Source organism: Pseudomonas sp. 2725 (assembly GCF_050434585.1).
Lineage (GTDB): Bacteria > Pseudomonadota > Gammaproteobacteria > Pseudomonadales > Pseudomonadaceae > Aquipseudomonas > Aquipseudomonas jessenii.
On record NZ_JBNDIV010000002.1, the window covers coordinates 35,594 to 61,770 of the forward strand.

31 protein-coding genes are annotated in these 26,177 nt (G+C 59.8%); 8 read left to right on the plus strand and 23 right to left on the minus strand.

Annotated features, from left to right (window positions below; all coding sequences use genetic code 11):
• Positions 1-103: 103 nt before the first annotated feature.
• On the minus strand, positions 104-1,189 hold the full coding sequence (locus ABIE16_RS04460; RefSeq protein WP_429520624.1) for a type I restriction endonuclease: 1,086 nt from the start codon (positions 1,187-1,189) through the stop codon (positions 104-106).
• A 212-nt stretch (positions 1,190-1,401) separates the two neighbouring features.
• Here ABIE16_RS04460 and ABIE16_RS04465 point away from each other — a divergent pair, with 212 nt between their 5' ends.
• Positions 1,402-1,812 (plus strand): low affinity iron permease family protein, encoded by a 411-nt coding sequence (locus ABIE16_RS04465; protein ID WP_429520625.1) that lies wholly within the window; start codon positions 1,402-1,404, stop codon positions 1,810-1,812.
• A gap of 55 nt (positions 1,813-1,867) precedes the next feature.
• Here the strand turns inward: ABIE16_RS04465 and ABIE16_RS04470 are convergent, their stop codons facing one another.
• The 5 genes from ABIE16_RS04470 to ABIE16_RS04490 form a co-directional block, all read right to left on the minus strand.
• Positions 1,868-2,371: a DUF4142 domain-containing protein gene (locus ABIE16_RS04470; protein WP_429520626.1), complete on the minus strand. Its 504-nt coding sequence runs from the start codon at positions 2,369-2,371 to the stop codon at positions 1,868-1,870.
• A gap of 72 nt (positions 2,372-2,443) precedes the next feature.
• On the minus strand, positions 2,444-2,602 hold the full coding sequence (locus ABIE16_RS04475; RefSeq protein ID WP_007976786.1) for a KGG domain-containing protein: 159 nt from the start codon (positions 2,600-2,602) through the stop codon (positions 2,444-2,446).
• 118 nt (positions 2,603-2,720) lie between these two features.
• Positions 2,721-4,067, minus strand: a complete 1,347-nt coding sequence (locus ABIE16_RS04480; RefSeq protein ID WP_429520627.1) for a diguanylate cyclase domain-containing protein — start codon at positions 4,065-4,067, stop codon at positions 2,721-2,723.
• A gap of 79 nt (positions 4,068-4,146) precedes the next feature.
• Positions 4,147-4,785: a LysE family translocator gene (locus ABIE16_RS04485; RefSeq protein ID WP_218495096.1), complete on the minus strand. Its 639-nt coding sequence runs from the start codon at positions 4,783-4,785 to the stop codon at positions 4,147-4,149.
• Positions 4,786-4,872: 87 nt separating this feature from the next.
• Positions 4,873-5,781, minus strand: a complete 909-nt coding sequence (locus ABIE16_RS04490) for a LysR family transcriptional regulator (protein ID WP_407514075.1) — start codon at positions 5,779-5,781, stop codon at positions 4,873-4,875.
• Between the two features lie 77 nt (positions 5,782-5,858).
• On the opposite strand from ABIE16_RS04490, the gene ABIE16_RS04495 reads away from it, so the two are divergent.
• The gene (locus ABIE16_RS04495) at positions 5,859-6,347 is read left to right on the plus strand and encodes a DMT family transporter (RefSeq protein ID WP_057716047.1); all 489 of its coding nucleotides are present in this window, start codon (positions 5,859-5,861) and stop codon (positions 6,345-6,347) included.
• A gap of 78 nt (positions 6,348-6,425) precedes the next feature.
• Here ABIE16_RS04495 and ABIE16_RS04500 read toward each other — a convergent pair whose 3' ends face one another.
• The 4 genes from ABIE16_RS04500 to ABIE16_RS04515 all read right to left on the minus strand — a co-directional run bounded on the left by ABIE16_RS04500 (position 6,426) and on the right by ABIE16_RS04515 (position 11,192).
• Entirely contained in the window at positions 6,426-7,757 is a 1,332-nt protein-coding gene (locus ABIE16_RS04500; RefSeq protein ID WP_218495093.1) for an MFS transporter, read from the minus strand.
• Positions 7,758-7,930: 173 nt separating this feature from the next.
• A complete protein-coding gene (locus ABIE16_RS04505) occupies positions 7,931-8,857 on the minus strand; it encodes a hydroxymethylglutaryl-CoA lyase (protein ID WP_429520628.1) in 927 nt (308 codons plus the stop codon).
• The gene (locus ABIE16_RS04510) at positions 8,854-10,047 is read right to left on the minus strand and encodes a CaiB/BaiF CoA transferase family protein (RefSeq protein ID WP_154861774.1); all 1,194 of its coding nucleotides are present in this window, start codon (positions 10,045-10,047) and stop codon (positions 8,854-8,856) included. Before ABIE16_RS04510 ends, ABIE16_RS04505 begins: the two co-directional genes overlap by 4 nt.
• Positions 10,048-10,283: 236 nt before the next feature.
• Positions 10,284-11,192, minus strand: a complete 909-nt coding sequence (locus ABIE16_RS04515) for a LysR family transcriptional regulator (RefSeq protein ID WP_429520629.1) — start codon at positions 11,190-11,192, stop codon at positions 10,284-10,286.
• Between the two features lie 131 nt (positions 11,193-11,323).
• Here ABIE16_RS04515 and ABIE16_RS04520 point away from each other — a divergent pair, with 131 nt between their 5' ends.
• Entirely contained in the window at positions 11,324-12,343 is a 1,020-nt protein-coding gene (locus ABIE16_RS04520; protein WP_429520630.1) for a DUF4917 family protein, read from the plus strand.
• A gap of 98 nt (positions 12,344-12,441) precedes the next feature.
• Here the strand turns inward: ABIE16_RS04520 and ABIE16_RS04525 are convergent, their stop codons facing one another.
• On the minus strand, positions 12,442-12,984 hold the full coding sequence (locus ABIE16_RS04525; protein ID WP_218495088.1) for a helix-turn-helix domain-containing protein: 543 nt from the start codon (positions 12,982-12,984) through the stop codon (positions 12,442-12,444).
• Positions 12,985-13,143: 159 nt separating this feature from the next.
• On the opposite strand from ABIE16_RS04525, the gene ABIE16_RS04530 reads away from it, so the two are divergent.
• Both ABIE16_RS04530 and ABIE16_RS04535 read left to right on the plus strand, forming a co-directional pair.
• Positions 13,144-13,926 (plus strand): aldolase, encoded by a 783-nt coding sequence (locus ABIE16_RS04530; protein WP_429520631.1) that lies wholly within the window; start codon positions 13,144-13,146, stop codon positions 13,924-13,926.
• Positions 13,927-13,952: 26 nt separating this feature from the next.
• Complete coding sequence (locus ABIE16_RS04535) at positions 13,953-14,840, plus strand: dihydrodipicolinate synthase family protein (RefSeq protein ID WP_429520632.1); 888 nt, start codon at positions 13,953-13,955, stop codon at positions 14,838-14,840.
• A 132-nt stretch (positions 14,841-14,972) separates the two neighbouring features.
• Here ABIE16_RS04535 and ABIE16_RS04540 read toward each other — a convergent pair whose 3' ends face one another.
• From ABIE16_RS04540 to ABIE16_RS04550, 3 genes are all read right to left on the minus strand, one after another.
• Positions 14,973-15,317 (minus strand): YegP family protein, encoded by a 345-nt coding sequence (locus ABIE16_RS04540; RefSeq protein WP_150814255.1) that lies wholly within the window; start codon positions 15,315-15,317, stop codon positions 14,973-14,975.
• A gap of 172 nt (positions 15,318-15,489) precedes the next feature.
• A complete protein-coding gene (locus tag ABIE16_RS04545) occupies positions 15,490-15,795 on the minus strand; it encodes a ribbon-helix-helix domain-containing protein (protein ID WP_095945146.1) in 306 nt (101 codons plus the stop codon).
• A gap of 14 nt (positions 15,796-15,809) precedes the next feature.
• Complete coding sequence (locus ABIE16_RS04550) at positions 15,810-16,391, minus strand: DJ-1/PfpI family protein (protein ID WP_008051822.1); 582 nt, start codon at positions 16,389-16,391, stop codon at positions 15,810-15,812.
• A gap of 322 nt (positions 16,392-16,713) precedes the next feature.
• Between ABIE16_RS04550 and ABIE16_RS04555 the strand changes: the two genes are divergently transcribed.
• Positions 16,714-17,634 (plus strand): DMT family transporter, encoded by a 921-nt coding sequence (locus ABIE16_RS04555; RefSeq protein ID WP_349733367.1) that lies wholly within the window; start codon positions 16,714-16,716, stop codon positions 17,632-17,634.
• A 60-nt stretch (positions 17,635-17,694) separates the two neighbouring features.
• On the opposite strand, the gene ABIE16_RS04560 is transcribed toward ABIE16_RS04555, so the two are convergent.
• The 3 genes from ABIE16_RS04560 to ABIE16_RS04570 all read right to left on the minus strand — a co-directional run bounded on the left by ABIE16_RS04560 (position 17,695) and on the right by ABIE16_RS04570 (position 19,686).
• The gene (locus ABIE16_RS04560; RefSeq protein WP_218495083.1) at positions 17,695-18,909 is read right to left on the minus strand and encodes a class I SAM-dependent methyltransferase; all 1,215 of its coding nucleotides are present in this window, start codon (positions 18,907-18,909) and stop codon (positions 17,695-17,697) included.
• A gap of 133 nt (positions 18,910-19,042) precedes the next feature.
• Positions 19,043-19,405 (minus strand): hypothetical protein, encoded by a 363-nt coding sequence (locus ABIE16_RS04565; protein ID WP_429520633.1) that lies wholly within the window; start codon positions 19,403-19,405, stop codon positions 19,043-19,045.
• 2 nt (positions 19,406-19,407) lie between these two features.
• Positions 19,408-19,686, minus strand: coding sequence for an ogr/Delta-like zinc finger family protein (locus tag ABIE16_RS04570; RefSeq protein ID WP_349733369.1), 279 nt, complete (start codon positions 19,684-19,686; stop codon positions 19,408-19,410).
• Between the two features lie 300 nt (positions 19,687-19,986).
• On the opposite strand from ABIE16_RS04570, the gene ABIE16_RS04575 reads away from it, so the two are divergent.
• Entirely contained in the window at positions 19,987-20,415 is a 429-nt protein-coding gene (locus ABIE16_RS04575) for a helix-turn-helix domain-containing protein (RefSeq protein WP_057716061.1), read from the plus strand.
• 16 nt (positions 20,416-20,431) lie between these two features.
• Here the strand turns inward: ABIE16_RS04575 and ABIE16_RS04580 are convergent, their stop codons facing one another.
• The 6 genes from ABIE16_RS04580 to ABIE16_RS04605 form a co-directional block, all read right to left on the minus strand.
• A complete protein-coding gene (locus ABIE16_RS04580; protein WP_090453589.1) occupies positions 20,432-20,713 on the minus strand; it encodes a phage holin family protein in 282 nt (93 codons plus the stop codon).
• Complete coding sequence (locus ABIE16_RS04585) at positions 20,710-21,069, minus strand: putative holin (protein WP_090453587.1); 360 nt, start codon at positions 21,067-21,069, stop codon at positions 20,710-20,712. Before ABIE16_RS04585 ends, ABIE16_RS04580 begins: the two co-directional genes overlap by 4 nt.
• Positions 21,056-21,358, minus strand: coding sequence for a helix-turn-helix domain-containing protein (locus ABIE16_RS04590; RefSeq protein WP_090453585.1), 303 nt, complete (start codon positions 21,356-21,358; stop codon positions 21,056-21,058). Before ABIE16_RS04590 ends, ABIE16_RS04585 begins: the two co-directional genes overlap by 14 nt.
• A gap of 131 nt (positions 21,359-21,489) precedes the next feature.
• Positions 21,490-22,107 carry a TPM domain-containing protein gene (locus tag ABIE16_RS04595; RefSeq protein WP_057716065.1) on the minus strand — a complete coding sequence of 206 codons (618 nt, stop codon included), beginning with the start codon at positions 22,105-22,107 and terminating at the stop codon, positions 21,490-21,492.
• A 28-nt stretch (positions 22,108-22,135) separates the two neighbouring features.
• The gene (locus ABIE16_RS04600) at positions 22,136-22,891 is read right to left on the minus strand and encodes a TPM domain-containing protein (protein ID WP_057716066.1); all 756 of its coding nucleotides are present in this window, start codon (positions 22,889-22,891) and stop codon (positions 22,136-22,138) included.
• A 37-nt stretch (positions 22,892-22,928) separates the two neighbouring features.
• Entirely contained in the window at positions 22,929-23,534 is a 606-nt protein-coding gene (locus ABIE16_RS04605; RefSeq protein ID WP_150717735.1) for a LemA family protein, read from the minus strand.
• A 263-nt stretch (positions 23,535-23,797) separates the two neighbouring features.
• Here ABIE16_RS04605 and bglX point away from each other — a divergent pair, with 263 nt between their 5' ends.
• Positions 23,798-26,089 carry a beta-glucosidase BglX gene (bglX, locus tag ABIE16_RS04610; protein ID WP_057716068.1) on the plus strand — a complete coding sequence of 764 codons (2,292 nt, stop codon included), beginning with the start codon at positions 23,798-23,800 and terminating at the stop codon, positions 26,087-26,089.
• Positions 26,090-26,177: the final 88 nt, after the last annotated feature.

Here is a 26,177-nt window from a genome sequence, read left to right on the forward strand (position 1 = left end):
CTGACATGGCGCTATCGCGAGCAAGCTCGCTCCCACAGTTTTTCACCTTAACTGATCGGCCTAGGCTCTATTAACCAGTTTTTTTCGTCGCTAGACAGCAATCTTAATCGTAGTACCCGACAGTCTTCTTCAAATGATCCGAGTACTCGTAAATGTCATCAACGGAGTTGATTGCATGCCGGGTTTCATTCTTCTCTTCGTCAAATATGCCGATGTATTTCTGTGATCGGTTGAAGTGCAGTCGGCAGATCGGCTTGCGGTTGTTGTCGTCGAGCAGGATGCCGAAGTAACTCTGTGTGTCACGCTGAACAATCCGCTTGGCATCAACAACCGACCGAACCACGGCCCGGACGATGTGATAGCCCTCCAGTTCTTCCAATGTCGTCAGAACTTTGTCCTCTGACTCATCTCGAACATCGGATTGTTCAGTGTCACCAGTAGCGACTGGTAAAGAGGCCTGCGCAGGCTGGAGGGCGCCACTCATTGCCGACTTGAGCCTGTCATTGATTTGGTCGTTGAGAAACTGCACCACAGCCTTTCTCGTGAGCTCATGGAACTGTTCGCGGACCTTCTGAGTAATCACTCCGTCGTAAACCCGAGAAGCAAACACTTTCACGAAGTCGTCGTCAGGCTTGCTTATCTGAGAAGCAATCACCTTCTTGATTTGGCTGACGTACTTCAGCTCACCTGCGGCGCTGATGATCGACTCCACATCGAATGCAGATTTGGTGAGTTTCACCAACTCTGGGACGGAATACTCGTCGATATCCAGCAGGTCGAGTTCAAGGAATGGCTTCTCGTCCATTTTGTTTGGCGCGTCCAGGTCAGTGAAAAACTTATAGACCTGGCCATTGGTGAGAATGGAGATTCGAGCGCTGGTGACATGAAAATAGCGGAACAGCTGGGAGGCATGATTGATATGCAGCGGCTCACCAATTTTTTTGCACTCGATGAGAATCTGAACCTCACCAGCCTTCATGATTGCGTAATCAATTTTCTCCCCTTTCTTCGTTCCAATATCGCAAACGAATTCAGGTGTCACTTCCGTCGGATCGAAAACATCGTAGCCCAGTACCGTACTGATAAAGGGCATGACAAAAGCATTCTTGGTCGCTTCTTCCGTTTGAATGGCAGCGCTCTGCAAACGAACTTTGGCAGCGAGACTTGCTAACTTTTCGAAGAATTCCATGAGTAGCCTCTTTTCCGGTTTCGATCCGTGTGAACACATGCTGGCAAATTGACTGCCATTGATACTAGACACAAACCGATACAAAGGAAGATTCCCACCCAAAATTAAGATCTTGCCTACCTCCATGCTTCATTGGTTTGCAACCCCAGCCGAATTTTCATTCTCCCGCCACTGTCTGAAAAATCAGGCGCCCCCTCAAAAGGAACACGGTCATGAAATTCGCAAAAATCGCGCAGAAACTAGCCCTTTGGGCCGGTAGCCCCAAGACGTTCATGAGCGCGTTGATCCTGATTTTCCTGTGGGGTTTGAGCGGGCCGATTTTTCATTTCAACGATACGTGGCAACTGGTCATCAATACCTCGACCACCATCATCACTTTCCTGATGGTGTTCCTGATTCAAAACACGCAGAACCGCGACACCGACATCCTGCATTTGAAAGTCGACGAATTGCTGCGGGTGACCAAGGAGGCGCAACAGGCCATGCTCGGGCTTGAGGCGTTGGACCTCAAGCAACTGGAGGCGCTGCGCAGGCACTACCGCGCCATGGGCGAGAACCAGGTGTTCGACCTCGACAGCCTGAACCCAACGCATACTCCCAAGCCGCATCTGGACCAGTGCTGAACAGAAAAACGGCGCGTGACTGAAGCCCCGCGCCGTTTGTGTTGAAACCTTCAGGTCAACGGCTGGCTTGCAACGCCTTGGCCATTTCCAGGTGATTTTGCAATTTAGGCAGGGTTTCTTCGGCGAACGCCTTTATTTGCGGCACGTCGGTGGTCTGCGCCTCCTGCTGCAGCTGTTCGATGGCTTCCTGCGTGGTCTTCACCTGACTGGCGGTATAGGCCTCGTCGTAGGTCGCCCCATCCATGACTTGTGGCATCAGGGCTTTGGCCTTTTCGACAATTTCTTCCCGGGGGGCGACCGGTATATCCAGTTGCTTGGCGATTTTCGCCAGGTGCTGGTTCGCCGTGGTGCGGTCGTTGATGACGATAATGGTGTAGTCCTTGACCTCTTTGGACTCGGCTTTCTGGTGCGCCAGGCGACTTGCTTCAATATCGGCAATACCTTTTGCCGAGGCCTCGTCGATGAACTCGGCAGTCGACTGGGCAAAGACGCCACTGGCAAACAGGCCCAGTAACGCGGCAAGACTTGTATTACATAATCGGGTGGCCATCCGGCTCATGGTCGCGCCCTCCTCTTCAAATTCAAACGGGAGCTTTCGCCCCCGCTTCTCAATCAAAACCACCATCATCCATTACTTGGATTTCTGTCCGGGCTTGCGGCCCATGTCGGGTTTCGCAGGCTCTTTGTCGACAGTCGTCGTGGTGGTTTTCCCACCCTTGCGACCGGCTTCAGAGGCCTTCGTTCGATCATTGGCGAAGTTCCCCGAGTTCGAGTTTCTTGAATTAGGCATGATTCTCTTCCTCTTGGTGGTAGTCGCGGCGAGCTGTAGCCCGCATAGAATCTGAATTTGCGCGCCCCAAAAGGTTTAGAAAATTACGTGGATGCCACGACGAACGGTGCGCGGTTTTTCAGACCAGTCGCAGGTGATGCTCGCGTTTGGCGCAGTACATCGCCTCGTCGGCATGCCGGAACAATTGCTTCTCTTCGGTGCCGTGATCGGGGTATCGGGCGACGCCGATGCTGGGCAGGATATTCAGGCTGTGCCCGTCCAGGCGCAGGGGCTGAGCCAGGACCTGACGGACTTTTTCGACCACAAGGTCGGTATCGTCCGCCGCGTGAATGCTGTGCAGCAACACCACGAACTCATCGCCGCCGATGCGGGCCACGGTGTCGATTTCCCGCACGCAGCCCTTGAGCCTGTTGGCCACCGCTTGCAACAGCATGTCGCCGACCGCGTGCCCATGGGTGTCGTTGACTTGCTTGAAGCGGTCAAGGTCGACGTACAGCAGCGCCATGCGCCCGCCGCCCTCCCGGGCCACTTGCAGTGACGCCTTGAGCCGTTCGCGCAGCAGCTCGCGGTTGGGTAACTGGGTCAGTTGGTCGTACTGGGCCATGTGTTGCAGGCGGGCGTGCAATTGCTTGCGCTCGATGGCCGTGGCGACCTGGGCGCAGACGTATTGCAGCAGCTCCTTGTCTTGCTCGGTGTAGCGTTCGCCGCCCGGAATGCTTTTGACGATCAGCGCGCCGATGGTGCCGTTTTGCGAACTCAGCGGCACACCCAGCCAACAGGGTGCGTTCTGTTCGGTCTGCAGCATTTCGAAGCCGGCAAGAGGTGGGCACTGGCCCGGAGTCAACAGGATCGGCTGCCCCGTGCAGATCACCTCGACACACAGGCGCCCGGTCATGGTTCCGGGCTGTTCGGGCTGTGGCTCGTGGTCATCGACGTGATAGGGGAAGTTCAGCTGTGCGCAGTGCTGGTCGTACAGCGCCACGGAAAAACTCAATGCCGGCAGCCATTCGCCGATGATCATGTGGATGCGCTTGAACAACGCCAGCAGATCCTCTGTCGCATGGGCCGCTTCGGAAATCGCATACAACGCTGCCTGCCGGGACTCGGCCTGCTTACGCTCGGTGATGTCACGAGCAACGGCGATGCGCAGTTGATCGTCCTCGGACCAGCGTGCCGACCAGAGGATGTGCACCACACTGCCATCCTTGCGCAGGTAGCGGTTTTCGAAGTTGAGCTTGGGCTCACCGCCCATGATTTCCCGGGCCGCGTCGAGGGTGCGCTGGCGATCGCCCGGGTGCACCATGTCGATCATCGCCTCCCCGATCATCTCATCGGCGCTGTAGCCAAAAATGCGCTCGCATGCCGCGCTGACAAAGACGAAGCGGCCCTGCTTATCCACCGCACAGACGGCGTCCAGCAACAGATCGATATAACTCGCCAGCGGCGCGGAATTCCGGTTTTCCATGGTTCAGCGTGGGTGCCCCGATAATGCAGCGCTCTTCAATCATCCCTGCCCCGTCAGCCTTGCATCCCTGTGATTACATTCAAGCCTTTTCCGGCATCAGCCCCGGCAACGCATGGACCAGCGCATTGATGGCGAAACCGATGAACATTACCCCGCACAACCGGGTGATTGCCAGTTCATGACGCTGGTACAAGGTGCGCACACGCCGTGCACCGACGATGCCGATGAGAATAGCGTAGGCGAGCAACCCGCCGACGAAACTCAGGGCGATCAGCGCCGGCAGCATTGACCAGTTGAGCAGTTCCGCGCGACTCGACAGCAATGCCGTGAACGTCGCCACCGCCACCGGATAGGCCTTGGGATTGGTCAGGCCAAACAGGATGCCGTGCCAGAACGGCTGCCGCGCCGGGCCCTGCGGCGCATCACCGCTGCTACGCCGGGCGCGCACCGCACGCCAGCCGAGCCAGAACAGGTACAGGCCGCTGAGCACACCGAGCACGTCGAACGCGGTACTGCCGATCTCCCGCGCACCGACAATCGCAATCAGCGCCGTGCTGCACCAGAGCACATCGCCGAGCAAATGCCCGCACAGAAACCCCGCCCCGGCCCGTCGCCCATGGGCCGCGCCAATGCCGAACACCGCCAGCACACCCGGCCCCGGGGTGATGCCGTAGATAAAACCCGAGGCAAGCACGGCCATTAGCAACGATGGGGTCATGGGGAGTCCTTTTGAACGGCTTGGTGAATGGTGGCCAGTCTATATCAGGACCTCAACTGCCGACTGCCTGATCGCGACAGAAATCAGTCAACGGTGGGTCCCTTGGACGATCCGCTCATTCAACCAGTTCAACGCCTGATCCCCACCCCGCCGTTTATGCCACGCCAACACAAAGGTGAACGACGGAATGTGAAACGGCGGTGGCACGACAACCAATGAAGACTGATCGATATCGCGCAAGCCGCGCGACGCGACGGTGAGGATCAGGTCGGTGCCGCTGATGAGCTGCGGGGCGACGCTCCAGTGTGGCAGGCTGACAGCCACACGCCGGCGTTCGCGCAACGCAGTCAATGCACGCTCGATTTCCGGGGTGCCGCTGCCGCGCATTTCCAACAGGACGTGAGGCCGAGCCAGGTAAGTGGGCAGGTCGAGGCCACCATCGGCGGGCAGGCTGTTGCGGTCCACCAGGCAGGCATAGTGTTCTTCGAACAGGGGCGTGCTGCGCAACTCATGGGGCATTTCCGGGAATACACCGGCGGCGACATCAATGTCACCGTTGAGCACCCCTTCGAGCATGCTTTCGCGGCTTCCATGGCTGATTTGCAGGTCGATGCCCGGCGCTTCGCGGCGCAACGTTCGGATCAGTCCCGGCAAGACAATGGCGGCGCCGTAGTCGGACATCGCCAGACGGAAGGTGCGCTGGGTGGTCGCGGGATCGAAGGCGTTCGGCGCCAGCAGCGCTTGCACCTGGGCCAGGGCTGCGGCCAGCGGTACCACGAGTTCCAGCGCTCGCGGAGTCGGCACAAGACCGGCACCGGCGCGCACCAGCAGCGGATCGCCGAGCAGGTCACGCAAGCGCGCCAGCGCATGGCTGACCGCTGGCTGGCTCAAGTGCAGACGCTCGGCCGCCCGGGTCACGTGTTGCTCGCTGAGCAAGGCGTCGAGGATCACCAGCAAGTTGAGGTCGATACGGCGAAGATTATTCATCTGCTGCATGTTCTGGATAACAAAACGGAATTTAAATCTGCGCGACGAATACCCTAGAGTCCAGCAAAACCTGTTGGAGATCGATCATGAGTACGTTGCATTGGGCCGGTCTGATTGGACTGGCGATGATCGCCGGGGCGGTGGTGCCGTTTCAGAGCGCGATCAACGTCAATCTCGGGCGCGGGTTGGGCCATCCGCTGTGGGCGACACTCGCCTCGTTGCTGGTGAGCGTTGTGGTGCTGTTGCCGATCATCGTTGCGATGCGCTTGCCGTTGCCATCACTGGCATTCATCAGCAAGGCGCCGCTCTGGATGTGGGCCGGTGGCGCTTTTGGGGTGATATTCATTTCCCTGGCATTGGTGCTGCTGCCCAAGCTGGGTGCCGCGGGGTTCATGGCATTGGCGCTGGCGGGGCAGGTGGTGGGGTCGTTGTTGCTGGATCACTTCGGCTGGTTTGGGTTGGTGGAGCGGCCACTCAGCTTGCCCAAGGTGTTTGGGGTGGTGCTGTTGATGGCCGGGGTGGTGCTGATTCAGTTTAGTGACGCTGCGGAAAAAGCGATGACAGCGACTTCTTGAAGATCAAAAGATCGCAGCCTCCGGCAGCGCCTACCGGGATGCGTGGTCCGAGCAGGCGCTGCCGAAGGCTGCGATCTTTTAAAACTTATCGAGTGTGCGCAACTTCTGCGGCAACCCCCACAACAACAGCGCCACCGCAATCAGCGCACACACACCAATGACATACAGCGCCGGCGTGGTGCTGCCGGTCAGATCCTTGATTCGGCCGACCATCACCGGGCTGACGATGCCGCCGAACTGGCCCAGGGTGTTGATCACCGCAATCCCGCCGGCCGCGCCCGCGCCGGCACCGGCCAGCAGTTTCGGCGGCAGGGTCCAGAAGCTCGGGATGGAGGCGATGATCCCGGCACCGAGCAGGCCCAACGCGACAATCAGGAAGGTCGTGTGACTGGCGAAGATCCCCGCACAGAAGAACCCGACCGCACCGACCGCCACCAGACCGGCGACAAACTTGCGCCGCTCGCCAGTAGCATCGGACAGCCGTCCGATCACCACCATGCTGATGGCGCCGCAGATGTACGGGATGGCCGTCAGCAAGCCGATCATCACCGGACTCTCGGTACCTGCGCTGCGGATCAGTTGCGGCGCCCAGAAATTCAAGCCGTAGGACGCCACCTGAATCAGGAAATAGATCAGCCCCAAAGTCAGGAAGCCCGGAATCCGCAGGGCGGCGAGCAGCGAACCACCGCTCTTGTGCGGCTCATGCTGAGCGATACGGCTGGCCAGCAAAGTCTTCTCCGAAGGCGTCAACCAATGGGCGTCTTCGATGCGGTCCTTGAGCAGGGTCAGCACCAGCAAACCGAGGCCGATACACGGAACGCCACCGAGCAGGAACAGCCAGTGCCAGCCACGCATTTGCAGCACACCGTCAAGGTGTTGCAGCACAAGACCCGAGAACGGCGCGCCCACCAGGCCAGCGAACGCCGACGCCAGGAACAGCATCGAGGTGATTCGCCCGCGATAGTGCTGCGGGAACCACAGGGTCAGGTAATACAGCACGCCCGGAGCGAAACCCGCCTCCATCGCGCCGATCACGAAGCGCAGCACGTAGAACTGCCATTCGCTGTTGACGAACACCATAGCCGCCGTGGCCAGGCCCCAGGACATCATGATCCGGGCGATCCAGCGCCGGGCTCCGACCTTGTACAGCATCATGTTGCTGGGCACTTCGAAAATCACATAACCGACCACGAACAACCCGGCACCCAGGCCGTAAGCGGTGTCGCTCAGACTCAGGTCGGCCTGCAGCTGAAACTTGGCGAAGCTGATGTTGATGCGGTCGAAAAAGGCGAACAGGTAGCAGACCATGATCAGCGGCATCAGGCGCCAGGCGACTTTGCTGACCAGGGCTTTTTCTTCGTCGTGGCTAACGGCCGGGCTCGCGCCGGCCTCCAGTGCATTAAGGCTCATTGCGTTTCTCCAGGCGGACTTCCCGTGGGTGTCCGATTGTTTTTGTTGTCTGGTTGAGGTGCTTTTTTTGTGGGAGCGGGCTTGCTCGCGAAAGCGGTCTGACATTCAGCAAAGATGTCGACTGACACTCCGTCTTCGCGAGCAAGCCCGCTCCCACAGGGTTTCGTGTTTGGTCAGGAGGGTATCGGGTGCAAATCACAATTGCGCCCGGCCTTGGCCAGTTGACCGGGCACTTCATGGCCGAGCAGCGCCGGCAGTCCCCGGGACAGTTTCAGCAACAGCGGCAGATCGATGCCGGTGTGAATGCCGACTTCATCGCACAGGTTCACCAGATCCTCGGTGCAGATGTTTCCCGATGCCCCCGGTGCGAACGGGCAGCCGCCGAGGCCGCCGAGGGCCGCGTCGAAGCGCCGGGCACCGACCTCGTAAGCGGCCAGCACGTTGCACAGGCCAAGACCGCGAGTGTTGTGAAAATGCAGGGTCAGGTCTGATGGGGAGACCCTTTGCAGCACCCGGCGCACCAGCCGCTCGACCTGACGCGGGTTGGCCATGCCCGTGGTATCGGCCAGGGTGATGCCCTGGATGCCGAGCTCCTGATAGGCGTCGACGATTTGCAGTACCCGGTCCTCATCGATCTTGCCTTCAAACGGGCAGCCGAAGGTGGTGGCGATGCTGGCGTTGAGTCGCACCGGGCTGTCGCCGACGAACTGCACAATCTCGCCGAACGCCGCCAATGAATCCTCACAACGCATGCGCATGTTCGCCAGGTTGTGGGTCTGGCTGGCGGACATCACCAGGTTCAGCTCATCGGCACGGCACGCCAATGCCCGCTGCGCGCCTTTGAGGTTGGGGATCAGCGCGACATAGATCACCCCCGGTTGCCGGGTAATGCCCTTGAACACCAGTTCACCATCGCGCAGCGCAGGAATGGCCTTGGGCGACACGAACGAACCGGCTTCGATGCGGCTGAACCCGGCCAGCGACAGTTGATCGATCAGAGCGATCTTGTCGTGGGTTTCAACCCAGGTCGGCTCGATTTGCAAACCGTCGCGCGGGGACACTTCCTGCACGATCAGGTGGTCGGAATAATCGCTGATCATTGCACCACTCCTTCGACTTTCAGGCGTTCGATGTCTGTTGCAGTCAGGCCCAATTGCGCGAGGATGCCGTCGGTGTGCTGGCCCAGCCCGGGGCCGGACCAGTTCACGCCGCCGGGCGTCTCGGAGAGTTTCGGCACGATGCCTGGCATCTTCACCGTGGCGCCACCGGGCAACTCGGCATTGAGCAGCATGTCCCGCGCCTGATAGTGCGGATCGGCGACGATGTCGGCCACCGAGTAGATGCGTCCGGCCGGGACTTCGGCGGCCTCCAGCGCGGCCAGCACCTCGTCGATGGGCAAACTGCTGGTCCAGTGGGTGATGGCGGCGTCGAGCAGGTTGCTCTTGGCTGCACGCCCGTCGTTGTGGGCGAACTCCGGCGCTTCGGCCAGATCGGCGCGGCCGATGGTTTGCATCAGGCGTTTGTAGATCGGATCGCTGTTGCCGGCGATCACCACGTAGGCGCCGTCGGCCGTCAGGTAGGTGTTGGACGGCGCGATACCCGGCAAGGCACCGCCGCTGCGTTCGCGCACATGGCCAAGCATGTCGTATTCCGGCACCAGGCTTTCCATGACGTTGAACACGCTTTCGGCCAGGGACACATCAACGATTTGCCCGCCGCCCTGCCCGGTCTTGACCCTTAGCAGCGACATCAGCGCACCGATCACCGCATGCAGTGACGCCAGGGAATCGCCAAGGCTCACGCCGACCCGCGCCGGCGGCGAACCAGGCGTGCCGGTGGTGTAGCGGATCCCGCCCATGGCTTCGCCTATGGCACCGAAACCCGGACGATCACGGTACGGGCCGGTCTGGCCGTATCCGGAAATCCGCACCAGCGTCAGGTTGGGATTGAGCGCGTGCAACACGTCCCAACCGAGGCCGAGTTTTTCCAGGGCGCCGGGGCGCAGGTTCTCGATCAGCACATCGGCGCTGGTCGCCAGTTGCTTGACCAGTTCGATGCCTTCAGGGGATTTGAGGTTCAGCGCCAGGGACTTCTTGTTGCGTGATTGCAGGTACCACCACAACGAGGTGCCTTCGTGCAGCTTGCGCCATTTGCGCAGGGGATCGCCCTGGCCCATGGCTTCGATCTTGATCACCTCGGCGCCGAACTCGGCCAGCATGCGCGCCGCAAACGGCGCGGCGATCAGCGTGCCGATCTCGATCACTTTGATCGCACTCAAAGGGGCAGTCATCGCGGGGTACCTCTTGTTCTTGGAATATGTGCCAAGGCTAGAGGACAGGTCGCTCGGGAATCCAACCTTCAGTTGGCAACGGGCGTTCGCGAAATGCGAACGCTTTGGGAAATTGTCGTGGCCTCAGGTCAGTCATCGCGAGCAAGCTCGCTCCCACAGGGATCCTCAGTGCGGCGCCGACCCAGTGTGGGAGCGAGCTTGCTCGCGATGAGGCCCGCCCATTCAGCCGAGAACTATCAGGCTGTATCCCGCAAATGCTCAAACAACATCCGGCTCACCGGCGACAGCAACGCCTCATCGCGCACCACCAGAATCAACGCCCGATCGGACCATTCGTCCGTCAACGGCACCGCGTGCAAACCCAGCGCCCGGCCAAACAATTCATAGGCGCGCTGCGGAAGGATGCCGATCCCCATGTTGGCCTGGATCATGCGGCACATGGCGTCGAACCCTGGCACATGAATTCGCACCCGCAGCACCTTGCCGGCCTCGCGGGCGGCGGCATGGGTCCGCATGTTGATCGAACTGGCGGCATGTAACCCAACGTAATCACTGTCCAGCGTATCGGCGAACGCCACGCTGGACCGACTCGCCAATGGATGGTGCGACGGCATCAACACCACCAGTTTGTCCTGGCGATACAGCACGCTGTGCAGGCCCTTGATGTCACTGTCGATGGAACAGATCCCGAGGTCGGCCACGCCGTCGAGCACGCCCTGAATCACCCCGGCGCTGGGGCGTTCTTCGAGGTCGGTCTTGACCTGTGGGTGACGCTCGGAAAAATCCCGCAGGTCCTCGGGCAAAAACTGAATGATCGCCGACAGGTTGGCGAGCATCCGCACGTAGCCGCGCACACCGTGGCTGTGCTCGCCCAGTTCAAGTCCCATTTTCTCGACGTTGAACAACATCTGCCGGGCATGGTGCAGCAGGGTTTCACCGGCCGGCGTCAGGGACATGCCCTTGGCCTGGCGCACGAACAGGCTGATGCCCAACGCCTCCTCCAGCTCCATCAAACGCTTGCTCGCCGCCGAGACGGCAATCGCTTCGCGCACCGCTGCACGGGTCAGCGTGCCCTCTTCGTGCACGGCGACGAACAGTTGCAGGGTGATCAGGTCGAGACGGCGGATCAGGCTTTTTTGCAGCATCGGGTACTCGGCGAAGTCGGCTCAGGCGAAGTCGCAGCATAGCGTTCTTCGCCCACGTCGTGCCGTGGTCCAGGCACCGGTCGTGATAAAGTCGCCGCCCACAGACCTTTTGCCGTGAGACGAAGAACGCAATGACCGATTTCCAGGATGTCGATGCTCAACTTGAAGACTGGAACGCCTTGCGCAGCACCACTTCGTTCAGTGGCTTGCTGGTGGGCAACGGTGCCAGTCGCGCGGTGTGGGACGATTTCGGCTACGAATCGCTGTTCGAAAACGCCCGCACCGTTGAAGAAAAGCCCCTGAGCCCGTCCGAGTTGAGCGTGTTCGATGCGATGCAGACCCGCAGTTTCGAGCAGGTACTGAGCGCCTTGAAAACCACCAGCCGGGTCAACAAGGCCCTGGCCGTCAGCTCCGCCGCCCCGCGCAATCGCTACTACGCGATCAAGGAAGCACTGATCAACACTGTGCATGCGGTGCATATCCCGTGGCGGCTGGTGGTGCCTTCGACGCTGGCGACGATCAATCAGGAGCTGGCCAGCTACCACACGGTGTTCACCACCAATTACGACCTGCTCAACTACTGGGCAGTGCAACACCAACCTGAGGCGATCAGCGATCTGTTCCAGGGCGCCGAGCCCGGTTTCGACCTGAGCGACACGACCACCGATAAAACCCGTTTGCTGTACCTACACGGCGGTCTGCATCTGGTGCGCAACCAGGACGGCACGGCGCGCAAGCTGATGTCGACAGAGGGCACGTTGCTGGGCAATTTCGCCATCAACAACACGATCAAGACCCTCGACGACGTGCCGCTGTTCGTCAATGAAGGCCCGAGTGCGGACAAGCTCAAGACCATTCGCAGTTCGGATTACCTGTCGTTCTGCTACGAGCAATTACTCGGTCACGGCCAGGCGCTGTGCATCTTCGGCCATGCGTTGGGGGAGCAGGACAGCCACATCATCCATGCCTTGCGCCTGGCGAAACCGCAGGTGGTGGCGATCTCGATTTACCCGCGCAGCAAGGCCTTCATCCAGCACCAGAAGCGGCATTACGCGAAGGTGTTTGAGGGGACGGGGGTTGAGTTGCGTTTTTTTGATTCGAAGAGCCATGCGTTGGGTGGCACGAAGCTGGCGGTTCCGGTCGAGGTTTAGCGGCAACTGATCTGACGCATTCGCGAGCAAGCCCGCTCCCACAGGTTCAGCGTGATCCCTGTGGGAGCGAGCTTGCTCGCGATGCTTTTGCAGTCAACTCATTCTTCAGCGCTGTGCACCACCACCAGCAACTGCGCCTGCACCTCGCCCACCGAACGAATCCGGTGCGGCTTTTGCGCATTGAAGTGCAACGCATCGCCACGATCGAGCAGCACGCGCTCGTTCATGAAGTCCACCTCCACCCGCCCTTCGTGGACGAATAAAAACTCCTCGCCCAAATGCTCCTTGAAGGTCTTGTCGGTGAACTCGGCCGGCGGGTAGATGATGAACGGCAGCAGGCTGCGTTCGCTGACCTGATGGGCCAGCACCGCGTAACCCGAATTGTTGTCACTGACGCCCAAGGGTTGCCGTTCGTGGCTGCGCACCAGGCTGTAGCTGTCGAGGCTGACGTTGTCTTCAGAGAACAGTTCCTCGACCTTCACATTCAGCGCCCTGGCCAGTTTCAGGGCCGCAGCAATCGACGGCGTGTTCAACCCGCGCTCGACTTTCGACAGGTAACTCTTGGTCATGCCGGATTGTTCGGCCAGGGTTTCCAACGTCACGCCAAGTTTTTTTCTGAGTAATTTCAAACGGATAGACATGTAGAGCGATTTATCCATCAAGGAGGCAACGATTTGTCCTTGCCAATGACACAATGTGTCATATAGGCTCTTTAGTGTCATTTGCACTCACCGACGACTTTGCGAGGAACCGGTGAACGGCAAACCCGACGTCCATTGAATCACCCAAAGGACACCGATATGGCCAAGACATTAGCACTGCCCAAAGAGCAGCTGGTCAAGCACGCGCTGAGCCAAATGCAAAATACCCTGGCGGATAATACGTGGACCGCCCGGCAAAAGCTGGCCCTGACCTGCCGCATCCTGTTCGAGCATGGTCACGATTCCGGCCTTGCCGGACAAATCACCGCCCGTGGTCCGCAACCCGGCACTTACTACACTCAACAACTGGGCCTGGGTTTCGACGAAATCACCGCGAGCAACCTGCTGCTGGTCAACGAGGACCTGGAGGTGCTCGAAGGCCACGGCATGCCCAACCCGGCCAATCGTTTTCACAGTTGGGTGTACCGCGCCCGAGCGGATGTGAACTGCATCATTCACACCCATCCAACCCACGTTGCAGCCTTGTCGATGCTGGAAGTGCCGTTGCAGATTTCCCACATGGACCTCTGCCCGCTCTATGACGACTGCGCGTTTCTCGAAGGCTGGCCGGGCGTGCCGGTGGGCAACGAGGAAGGCGAGCTGATTGCCGGGGCACTGGGCGACAAACGGGCGATCCTGCTTTCGCACCATGGCCAATTGTCCACCGGCGGCACCATCGAGGAAGCCTGCGTCATCGCGCAACTGATCGAACGCGCCGCGAAACTGCAACTGCTGGCGATGAGCGCCGGGACCATCAAGCCGATCATTCCCGAACTGGGCCGCGAAGCCCACGACTGGATTGCCCGGCCCAAGCGGCATGCCGCCGCTTTCAACTACTACGCCCGGCAGATCCTGCGCCAACACGCCGATTGCCTGAACTGAACCCATCGATCGAACGGAGAGACACCATGTCCACCGCAAACATTCACGGCATCATCGGTTACACCATCACCCCTTTCACCCCCCACGGCGAGGGCGTTGACCTGAATGCCCTCGGGCGCTCCATCGACCGACTGATCGAGGGCGGCGTACACGCCATCGCACCGCTGGGCAGCACCGGTGAAGGTGCCTACTTGAGCGACGCAGAGTGGGATCAGGTCAGCGAGTTCAGCATCAGGCACGTGGCCAGGCGCGTGCCGACCGTCGTCAGCGTGTCCGACCTGACCACCGCTAAAGCGGTGCGCCGCGCGCGTTTCGCCGAAGCTCAAGGCGCCGATGTGGTGATGGTGCTACCCACGTCCTACTGGAAGCTCAGCGAAGCGGAGATCCTCGCCCATTACCGCGCCATCGGCGACAGCATCGGCGTGCCGATCATGCTCTACAACAACCCGGCCACCAGCGGCACCGACATGTCGGTGGACCTGATCCTGCGCATCGTCAACGCCGTGGAAAACGTGACCATGGTCAAGGAGAGCACCGGCGACATCCAGCGCATGCATCAACTGCAACGTCTCGGCGAAGGCCAGGTGCCGTTCTACAACGGCTGCAATCCGTTGGCCCTGGAGGCCTTCGCCGCCGGCGCAAAAGGCTGGTGCACCGCTGCGCCGAACCTGATCCCGCAGCTCAACCTGGATTTGTACGAAGCAGTGCTGACCAACGATTTGCGCAAGGCTCGCGAACTGTTCTATCGCCAGTTGCCGCTGCTGGATTTCATCCTCAAGGGTGGCTTGCCGGCGACGATCAAGGCGGGTTTGCGGGCGACGGGCCTGGAGGTGGGGGATCCGCGGCTGCCGGTATTCCCGTTGAGTGAGGCAGGTTGTGGTGAGTTGCAAGGGCTGCTGAACGCCTTGCGCTGACTTCCTGCCATACACAAAACCAAAATGTGGGAGCGGGCTTGCTCGCGAAGACGGTGGAACATTCAATAGACAGGTTGAATGTGACGGCCTCTTCGCGAGCAAGCCCGCTCCCACAGGGGATGTGTGTTGATCTCAAAGCACCGGCAACGTCTTGTCCTTGACCACCTTGGACGAACCGTTGGCCTTCACGCTGGCGATGCCTTTCTCCATGGCGGCATCGGAGGAATAGGCCTCGCTGCTGCCGATGATCTCGTGGTTGCCCGCCTTCAGGTTGAAATACGGGTGGCCATCCTTGGTGATTTTCTTCTCGTAACGCTCATCCAGCGGGCTGTTGGCCTGGACCGAGGCAATGCCTTTGTCGGCGGCGGCGTGGGTGGTGTACAGCTCGCTGGTCAGAATGGTCTCGGCGTTGGCCGCCTTGAGGACAAACCTGAACTGGCCATTGCTGCTTTTGCTCACTTCATACCATCCGGACATGCTCTTTCTCCTTGGCGATTGAAAGGTTGCGCGCTTCACAGTAAAGACCAGCCTCGGGTTTCTGTCGCCTGCTCTGGCCCCTTCGCGAGCAAGCTCGCTCCCACAGTAGACTTGTGTACACCAAACCATTGTGGGAGCGAGCTTGCTCGCGATGGCGTCGACACGATCTTCCTTACTTCGCCGCAGCCCGCACCACCGACAACTCCGGTGCTGACGTCCGCCGCTGGCTCAGATACCGCGTACAACTCACCCGCAGGAACGAAGCGAAATTGACCACCTCGCCGCGGTAGTCCATCACCTCTTCATACAGCTTGGCGATCAACTGATTGGTGGTCATGCCGTCGACCTCGGCGATTTCGCTGAGGATGTCCCAGAACTGATTCTCCAGCCGCAAGGTGGTGACCACCCCGCAAATGCGCAGCGAGCGGGAGCGCGATTCGTAGAGTATCGGGTCGGCTTTGACGTACAGCTCGCACATGGGCATGCCCCTCTTTACAGCGTGATTTTAGTACCCAACAACCCCAGGAAACCGGCCAGCCAGTTCGGATGCGCAGGCCAGGCCGGAGCGGTGGCCAGATTGCCCTGGACATGGCCGTCCGTCACCGGAATATCGATATACGTACCGCCCGCCAGTCGCACTTCCGGAGCGCAGGCCGGATAAGCGCTGCATTCGCGACCTTCGAGAACACCCGCTGCCGCCAGCAACTGCGCGCCATGGCACACGGCAGCGATCGGCTTGCCAGCCTTGTCGAACGCGCGCACCAGTTCCAGGACTTTTTCGTTCAGGCGCAGGTACTCCGGCGCACGGCCGCCCGGAATCAGCACCGCGTCATAATCGGCGGCGTTGACCTTGGCGAAATCGAAGTTGAGGGCAAACAGGTGACCGGGTTTTTCACTGTAGGTCTGGTCGCCTTCAAAGTCATGGATCGCCGTGCGCACGGTCTGGCCGGCAGCCTTGTCCGGGCAAACGGCGTGCACCGTGTGGCCGACCATCAGCAACGCCTGGAACGGCACCATCACTTCATAGTCTTCGACGTAATCACCGACCAGCATCAGAATTTTTTTCGCAGCCATGGGGAGGACTCCTCTGGAAGTGGGCGTGCAGGAGTATTCAAGGTAGTCCTTATCCGGCGGGTCGGGTAACAACCGGCTACTACCTTGTGGCGAGGAGGCTTGCCCCCGTTCGCCTGCGAAGCAGGCGCAAAATAGGACAGTGCGGTTCGGTTGATGAAACCGGATAGGGGCTGCTGCGCAGCCCAACGGGGGCAAGCCCCCTCGCCACATAGGTGTGTTCGCAACTGTACGGATAACTCTGCACCTAGCTGTAACAGCGGCTTACACCGGGTTTATGGCTAGATAACAACACCTCCCACCTTCCACGATTCTGGTTGCCATCATGTCCTCGCGCGAAAACACCGGCATGGCCCTGGGCCTGCTCGGCGTTGTGATCTTCAGCCTCACCCTGCCCTTCACGCGGATCGTCGTGCAGGAACTCCACCCGCTGCTCAATGGCCTGGGCCGGGCACTGTTTGCAGCGGTTCCGGCGGCGTTGCTGTTGCTGTGGCACCGGGAAAAATGGCCGACCTGGAAGCAGGTAAAAGGCCTGGCGCTGGTGATGGCCGGGGTGATCCTGGGTTTCCCGGTATTGTCGGCCTGGGCCATGCAAACCTTGCCGGCGTCCCACGGCGCGCTGGTCAACGGATTACAGCCGCTGTGCGTGGCGCTGTACGCCGCGTGGTTGTCCCATGAGCGGCCTTCGAAAGCCTTCTGGGCCTGCGCCGCATTGGGCAGTGCGCTGGTGCTCGGTTATGCACTGATCAGCGGTGCCGGCAGCATTCAGGCCGGTGACTTGCTGATGCTTGGTGCCATTGCAGTGGGCGGATTGGGTTACGCCGAAGGAGGCCGGCTGGCCAGGGAGATGGGCGGCTGGCAGGTGATCTGCTGGGCGCTGGTGCTGTCGACGCCGCTGCTGATCGGCCCGGTGGTGTATCTGGCACTACAACATCAGGGCGAGATTTCCGCCAAGACCTGGTGGGCCTTCGGATATGTCTCGCTGTTTTCGCAGTTCATCGGTTTCTTTGCCTGGTACGCCGGACTGGCCATGGGTGGCATTGCCCGGGTCAGTCAGATCCAGTTGCTGCAGATCTTCTTCACCATCGCCTTCTCGGCGCTGTTCTTCGGTGAACATGTGGAGCCGATTACCTGGCTGTTTGCTGGCGGGGTGATCGTGACGGTGATGCTCGGGCGCAAGACAGCGATCAAACCCAATCCTGTGGGAGCGAGCTTGCTCGCGAAGGACTTGAAACCGACGCGTTGATTCAGAAAGCACGCGTTATCGTTGACGTCCATCGCGAGCTAGCTCGCTCCTACAACAGGATCAGAGGTAACCGTCGGAGCGCAGCAGGGTTTCCAGGCAATGCTCGCTGATGCGATAGAAATCCTTCAGCTCCTGAATCTTCGCCAGCAACTGAGCCGGGTCCACTGGTTCTGCGCGTTTGACCGCCAGGATCATCTTGTTCTTGTTGGTGTGGTCCAGTGAGATGAACTCGAACACCTTGGTCTCGTAGCCGCAGGCCTCAAGGAACAACGCGCGCAAACTGTCGGTGACCATCTCGGCCTGCTGGCCCAGATGCAAGCCGTATTGCAGCATCGGCTTGAGCAGCGCCGGGCTCTGGATTTGCAGGCGGATCTGTTTGTGGCAGCACGGCGAGCACATGATGATCGCCGCTCCGGAACGGATGCCGGTGTGGATCGCATAGTCGGTGGCGATATCGCAGGCATGCAGGGCGATCATCACGTCCAGCTCGCTCGGCGCCACGCTGCGCACGTCACCGCACTTGAACACCAGGCCGGGGTGTTCAAGCTTGGCGGCGGCGGTGTTGCACAGGGTGACCATGTCTTCACGCAGTTCGACGCCGGTCACCTCGCCTTCGGCCTTCAAGGTGTTGCGCAGGTAATCGTGGATGGCGAAGGTCAGGTAGCCCTTGCCCGATCCGAAGTCCGCCACACGCACCGGCTTGTCCAGCGCCAGGGGGGACGACGTCAGCGCATGGCTGAACACTTCGATGAACTTGTTGATCTGCTTCCACTTGCGCGACATCGCCGGGATCAGCTCGTGCTTGCGGTTGGTCACACCGAGGTCGGCGAGAAACGGCCGACTCAGGTCAAGAAAACGGTTTTTCTCACGGTTGTGCTCGGCCGATGGCACTTCGCGCAATTGCTGAGGTTGGCTCTTGAACAGCGATGACTTGCCTTTTTTGCTGTATTCGAGCTGGGCTTCGTCGGTCAACGACAACAAATGCGCATTTTTGAACGACGCCGGTAGCAGCCCGGCAATGCTCGCCACACCTTCGACCAGCGGCAGGTTCTTGGTGATATCGCGGGTCTTGTAGCGGTAGACAAAAGACAGGCAAGGCTGCGCCTTAACCGTCACCGGCTTGATGATGATCCGCTGCAGGTCCGTTTCATCACCCACGTACTTGGCCAGCACCAGTTTGATGAATGCGTTGTGCTCGAGGCTCGATTGCAGCAGGTCGATGAACTGGGCGTGATGATCCGGCGCGAGGCTGGCGGGAGTGGCGGTGACGGACATGGAAAAACGGCCTCGGCAATACGAATCGGGGGGATGCCGGGTATTTTAGGGGGGACGAGGGTTTTGGGCACGGGGTAATTTTGCGCCAGGTCCCGTTCCCGCCGATCGGGACCTGAATTCAACCGTCGCTACCTCATGGCTCCACCAGTCGAAGTTTGCGATTGGTCGGCGAGTTGATGACGAACTTGACGATCAACCCTACCGGCACCGCCCACGTCAGACCGTTGACCGGATCAGTGACCACGGCGACAGTTTCGGAACTTGCAGCCAGATCCAGATGTCGGCGATCGTTGCTGGATTTGAGTAATCCATATGCATGGCTGACCAGCCGCTCCGCCTGGTGCATCGGCATATCCAGACTCTGCAAATGCCTCACCGCACGGCAGAACAGCACTTGATCATCAATCACACCCTCACCTTCATGACGGGTCAGAAACGCCTGCGCTATGGCCAATAGCTCCTCATTCAAATGGGCCTGTTCATCAACCTCCTTCATGCTCAAGACTCCTGTTGCGCTTGCGCCGCCGGAGCACTCTCGACGACAGGCCGTGCGGCGCGGCGCAAGTCAGGTCCGGCGCACGGCAGGTGCACGGCCGGATTGGGCATGCCACTGGGGGAAAGCTCATGGGTCATTTCGAACTCGGCCCGTACCGACCAGCCACAGGCCTCCGACGTACATTGCAGGTATGCCACCCGCAGGAAGATATGCCGCCCTTCGCTGGTACGTATGCGCATCCGGTTCAGGCAGTGCGGGCACACCATCTTGTAAGTACTCATACATGCTTCCCTTGGGCCATCCGGTGGTAATCGAATTGATCAAACGCAATACTGTTTGAAACACAATTGGTGAAAGACAGGTGCTGCAAATAACGTCCGCCAGACAAAAGGAAGTGCAACGGGTGGACACGTAATAGATACGAGCCAAGCTCGTAGGAAATCACCCTGATACCATTAGGAAGTTTCGACATCGTATTCTTCAGATTCATAGTTGACGATTGATTACTTACAAGAAAAAACGTACTCATTACGCATACGTTAAGCACTCAAAAAGCATATATCAAAAGGAAGAGGCTCAAATTGCGTAGCAAAAAATCACAAGCTGTTTTGGCCCGCCTGAAGCAAATCACGGGTACAAAAACTGACGCCTCCCTGTCTACTGCGCTACAGATCAGCCCCCAGACACTCAGCAGCTGGAAAGGCCGCGACAGCACACCATACTCATTATGCGTAGATATTGCACAGACTCGCGGCATCTCCCTTGACTGGTTGCTGCTGGGCGAGGGGCCAATGCTGCGGCAGCCCCATGTCAACGCTCCTGCAAATGCTGCGGAAACTGCAACAACGCAGGAAAGCACCATCCTTTCGCTGTGGCGATTACTTGATGAGGATGACCGCTGCGCAATACAAAACGCATTGGAGGAAAAACGACGCCTGCGGGATCTGGAAACACAACTTTCCGAAATGGCCGCTACCCTGGCCTCACTTGGACACTCAAACAAAACCTGACTTGAAGTCCGACGTTTCAATGCTTGAAGGCATGCCACAAAACAATAATGTTGCCACTACTGCGAACAATCATTACGCATGAAAAAACACTCACCACTGCATGCCATGGGCTCACCGGCAGGAATGTCAGCAATACATCGATGCCGGCAAGGCAGAACACTGCGCCAAGCAAGCTGATCAATATCCTGTCGCACCAGTGGTAACGTTGTTCGTCGCGCTGGTAACACGCCAGCCTGAACGCACTGACCAGGTGAGCCACGCCCGCCACCCACACCAGAGCCGCCATCTCAAAGGTCATTGCCCTCGCCCTCTGAGATGACGAAGGATGTCACCGAGGCCGGCTCCATCGATCCACTGCATGAGCTTGATGCTGATGGGAATGACCAGCAACGCGCACAGAAAGGCCGTCACGCCGGCTGTCAGAAAAGGCGCCATTGGCTGGGCCACCGGGGCAAACAGGTAACCGACACCCGCCGACAACAGCCAGGAACCGATGCGTTGCCAGGCCTTGAAGTTGGCGCGAGTGGTCGTGACCAGCCACGCGCCAAGTGTCGCGCCGAACAGGGCTTCTCCATCGATAGCCGGCAACGTCGCAATACCCAACCCCACCATGAGCCCGCTGATACTGTTGTAGGTCGAATCAGTCAGGCTCATGGGTATCTCGCGACTGCAATGGCTCAACAGTGATGGCCCCCGACTCCAGCGCCCTGAACACGGCAGCGTTGCGAGATCTGACGGCGAACTTGCGGCGGATATTGGAAAAGTGGAAGTTGATGGTGGATTCCGAGCAACTCTGAATCCTGGCGATCTCCCAGGACGTCTTGCCTTTGAGGCACCACTCCAGGGCTTGTGTCTCTTTCGTTGTCAGTTGCACCAGCGGAGTAAGCATTGCGCTACCGGGTGCATCCTCCACCAAGGTCTCCAGCGTTTGTTGCGTTTTCATAAGAACTCCCTCTACACAGAACGCCCATCGCAGGGCGTGCACCATGAGAGAGATGTTGAAGACAAGCTCCCCGCCGGACAACGTTCAGGAACTGTGTCGCGGCGCATTACAAAAGCACATGAAGCACTGGCTTAACCCAGCACCACCAGACGATTCGGCAGCTCGTTGCGCACATGGGTCACCGGCACATGTACCTTGAGCAACTCGCCACAGGCCTCGACGCAACTGACAAAGCCCTGCAGCGTCTGCCCCTGTTTCACCTGCTGGGTGAACGTCGCGACGATCGCGTCCCAGTTCTTGTTGTCCAGGCGACTGGAAATCCCTTCATCCACCAGGATCTCCACGTAACGCTCGGCCTCGGAAACGAAAATCAGCATGCCGGTGCTGCCCTCGGTGTGGTGCAGGTTCTGCTCCAGGAACTGCCGGCGCGCCAGGTTCGAGGCACGCCAGTGGCGCACCGAGCGCGGGATCAGATGGGTGGTGACTTTCGGCAGGCGGAACACCAGGCACAGCACGATGAAGATGGCCCATTGCACCATCAGCAGGCTGTGCATGGTCAGCCAGCCGGTGAGGTAATGCACGATGCCCGGCACCAGCAGCGCCAGCAGGCTGGCCCACAGCAAGGGGATGTACGCATAGTCGTCGGCGCGGGCTGCGAGTACTGTCACCAGTTCTGCGTCTGTCTCGCGCTCGACCCGGGCAATGGCCTCGGCCACCTTGCGTTGTTCGTGTTCAGTCAGTAATGCCATGTCGTGAAGTGCCTGCTCGTTTTTATTATCACCAGCCGCCGGACGAACCGCCCCCGCCGAAACTGCCCCCGCCGCCGCTGAAGCCTCCCCCTCCACCGCCGCCGCCAAATCCACCACCGCCAAAGCCGCCCCCGGATCCACCGGAGCCGCCCCGGCCAGCGGGAAGAATACCGAGCATCTGGCACACAAAAACAGTCAGGATGAATAACATCACAAAAAACACGAACAACCCGGGATGCCGCGCGATGAAATCGTCCCCCGGATCGCCTCTGGATTCATACGCCGTGGAGGGTTCGTCCAGGGGGTTGCCGCCCAGCACCACCAGCATCGCCGCTACGCCGTCACTGATGCCTTTACTGAAATTGCCGGTCTTGAATGACGGGGTGATGACCTGGTTGATGATCACCGAACTCTGGGCATCGGTCAGGCGATCCTCCAGGCCGTATCCGACTTCGATACGCAGCCGGCGCTCGTCCCGGGCGATGATCAGCAAGGCGCCGTTGTTCTTGTCCTTCTGCCCGATGCCCCAGTGGCGGCCGAGTTGGTAACCGAAATCGGCGATGTCGGTACCTTGCAAATCCGGCAACGTCACTACCACAAGCTGCTCGCCGGTGGCTTGCTCATGGGCCTGAAGTTGTTGGCTGAGCTGCTGGCGCACCGATGGCTCGATCATCTGCGCAGTGTCGACCACCCGCCCGGTCAGCGCCGGAAAGCTCAGCTCGGCGCGGGCAGCGATCGCCACCACCCACAACAACAGCAACAGGCCTGTTTTCAGGACGCGCATTGGCAACCTCTTGCGTGGTGACGCCGATTAGCGCTGTTCAGAATTTGACCTCGGGGGTCTTTTCCGAACCCGGCGTGGCTTCGAAGGTCTCGCGCATCGGCAGGTCGCTATACATCACGGTGTGCCACAGGCGACCGGGGAAGGTGCGGATCTCGGTGTTGTATTTCTGCACCGCGAGGATGAAATCGCGCCGGGCCACGCTGATGCGGTTCTCGGTGCCTTCAAGCTGCGATTGCAGGGCGAGGAAGTTCTGGTTGGCCTTGAGGTCCGGATAACGTTCGGAGACCACCATCAAGCGACTCAAGGCGCCGCTGAGCTGGTCCTGGGCCTGTTGGTACTGCTTGAGCTTTTCCGGGTTGTCGAGGGTCGAGGCATCCACCTGGATCGACGTGGCCTTGGCCCGGGCTTCGATGACGGCGGTCAGGGTTTCCTTCTCGTGGGCCGCATAGCCCTTGACGGTTTCCACCAGGTTGGGAATGAGGTCGGCGCGCCGCTGATACTGGTTCTGCACCTGGCCCCAGGCGGCCTTGGCCTGTTCATCGAGCGTCGGGATGTTGTTGATGCCGCAGGCGGTCAGCAACGTAGCCAGCATCAGCAACGTGACGACCTGCAAACGCGAGCGGTAGGTTGGACTTACATTCATCAGGATGATGCTCCCTTGTGCATTTCATGAAAAAACCGACCGTGAAACCTTCTGGGCCGGCTCTTGGGGCATAATCGCCCGCGCCTCTGGATTGCAACGGGCCGATGGGCTAAAAAGAGGCCCTGCGCGAAAACGCATCCGCCATCTGGCTGTGGTTTTTTGGCTCTGGTCTTTTGAGCCGGTACCCGAACAACAATAGACGCTCCCTAAATTTTGGCTGGCCGGCGTGTACATCGCCGTTTGGGCCCTTGAGAAAACTATTCATGAAGAAGCTGTGTTTGCTGGGCCTGTTCGTCAGCCTGGCCAGTCATAACGTATTGGCCGCCACGACGCCCGCACCCCTGGAGAACAAGGAAGCCTTCGTCAGCAACCTGATGAAGCAAATGACCCTCGATGAAAAAATCGGCCAGCTGCGCCTGATCAGCATCGGCCCGGAAATGCCGCGCGAAATGATCCGCAAGGAAATCGCGGCAGGCAACATCGGCGGTACGTTCAACTCGATCACCCGCCCGGAAAACCGGCCGATGCAGGACGCGGCCATGCGCAGCCGCCTGAAGATCCCGATGTTCTTCGCCTACGACGTGATCCACGGCCACCGCACCATATTTCCGATCCCGCTGGCCCTGGCCTCGAGCTGGGACATGGACGCCATCGGCCTGTCCGGGCGCATTGCCGCCAAGGAAGCCGCGGCTGACAGCCTCGACATCACCTTCGCACCGATGGTCGACATCTCTCGCGACCCACGCTGGGGTCGTACTTCCGAAGGCTTCGGTGAAGACACTTACCTGGTGTCGCGCATTGCCGGCGTGATGGTCAAGGCGTTCCAGGGTACTGGCGCGAACGCAGCCGACAGCATCATGGCCAGCGTCAAGCACTTTGCCTTGTACGGCGCGGTCGAGGGTGGCCGCGACTACAACGTGGTCGATATGAGCCCGGTCAAGATGTACCAGGACTACCTGCCACCGTACCGCGCCGCCATCGATGCCGGCGCCGGCGGGGTCATGGTCGCGCTGAACTCGATCAACGGCGTGCCGGCCACCGCCAACACCTGGCTGATGAACGACCTGCTGCGCAAGGAGTGGGGCTTCAAGGGCCTGGCCGTCAGCGACCACGGGGCGATTTTCGAGCTGATCAAGCACGGTGTTGCCGCCGACGGTCGCGAAGCGGCGAAGCTGGCAATCAAGGCTGGCATCCACATGAGCATGAACGACACCCTGTACGGCAAAGAGCTGCCAGGGCTGCTGAAGTCCGGCGAGATCCAGCAGAGCGACATCGACAACGCCGTGCGTGCGGTACTGGGCGCCAAGTACGACATGGGCCTGTTCAAGGACCCGTACCTGCGCATCGGCAAGGCCGAGGATGATCCGGTCGACACCTACGCCGACAGCCGCCTGCACCGCGCCGAGGCCCGTGATGTGGCACGCCGCAGCCAGGTGCTGCTGAAAAACCGGAATGACACCCTGCCACTGAAGAAGACCGCGAAAATCGCCCTGGTCGGTCCGCTGGCCAAGGCGCCCATCGACATGATGGGCAGCTGGGCCGCCGCCGGTCGCCCTGCTCAATCGGTGACCCTGTTCGATGGCATGACCAACGCCCTGGGAGACAAATCGACACTGATCTACGCCCGTGGCGCCAACATCACCAGCGACCCGAAAATCCTCGGTTACCTGAACTTCCTCAACTTCGATGCACCGGAAGTGGTGGACGACCCGCGCCCGGCGAACGTGCTGATCGACGAAGCGGTGAAAGCGGCCAAGGATGCTGATGTGGTGGTTGCCGCCGTCGGTGAATCCCGTGGCATGTCCCACGAATCGTCGAGCCGCACCGACCTGAACATCCCGGAAAACCAGCGCGAGCTGATCCGTGCCCTGAAGGCCACCGGCAAACCGCTGGTACTGGTGTTGATGAATGGCCGTCCACTGACGATCCTCGAAGAGAAGGAACAGGCCGACGCGATCCTGGAAACCTGGTTCAGCGGCACCGAGGGCGGCAACGCCATCGCCGACGTGCTGTTCGGCGACTACAACCCGTCGGGCAAACTGCCGATCAGCATCCCGCGTTCGGTAGGCCAGATTCCGACCTACTACAACCACCTGACCATTGGCCGGCCGTTCACTCCGGGCAAACCGGGCAACTACACCTCGCAGTACTTCGATGACACCACGGGCCCCCTGTACCCGTTCGGCTATGGCCTGAGCTACACCGAGTTCAGCCTGAGCGACATGGCGCTGTCGTCGACCACGCTGAACAAGACCGGCAAGCTCGACGCCAGTGTCACCGTGAAAAACACCGGCAAGCGCGACGGCGAAACCGTGGTGCAGTTGTACATCCAGGACGAGACCGGCTCGATGATTCGTCCGATCAAGGAACTGAAGAACTTCCAGAAAGTGATGATCAAGGCCGGCGAACAGAAAGTCGTGCACTTCACCATCACTGAGGACGACCTGAAGTTCTACAACACCCAGCTCAAGTACGCGGCTGAACCAGGCAAGTTCAACGTGCAGATCGGCCTGGATTCAGAGGACGTGACGCAGCAGAGTTTTGAGCTGCTGTAATTAATCAAACACCGCAAAACCCTGTGGGAGCGAGCTTGCTCGCGATAGCGGACTGACAGTCGACAGAGATGTTGAATGTTAAGCCCTC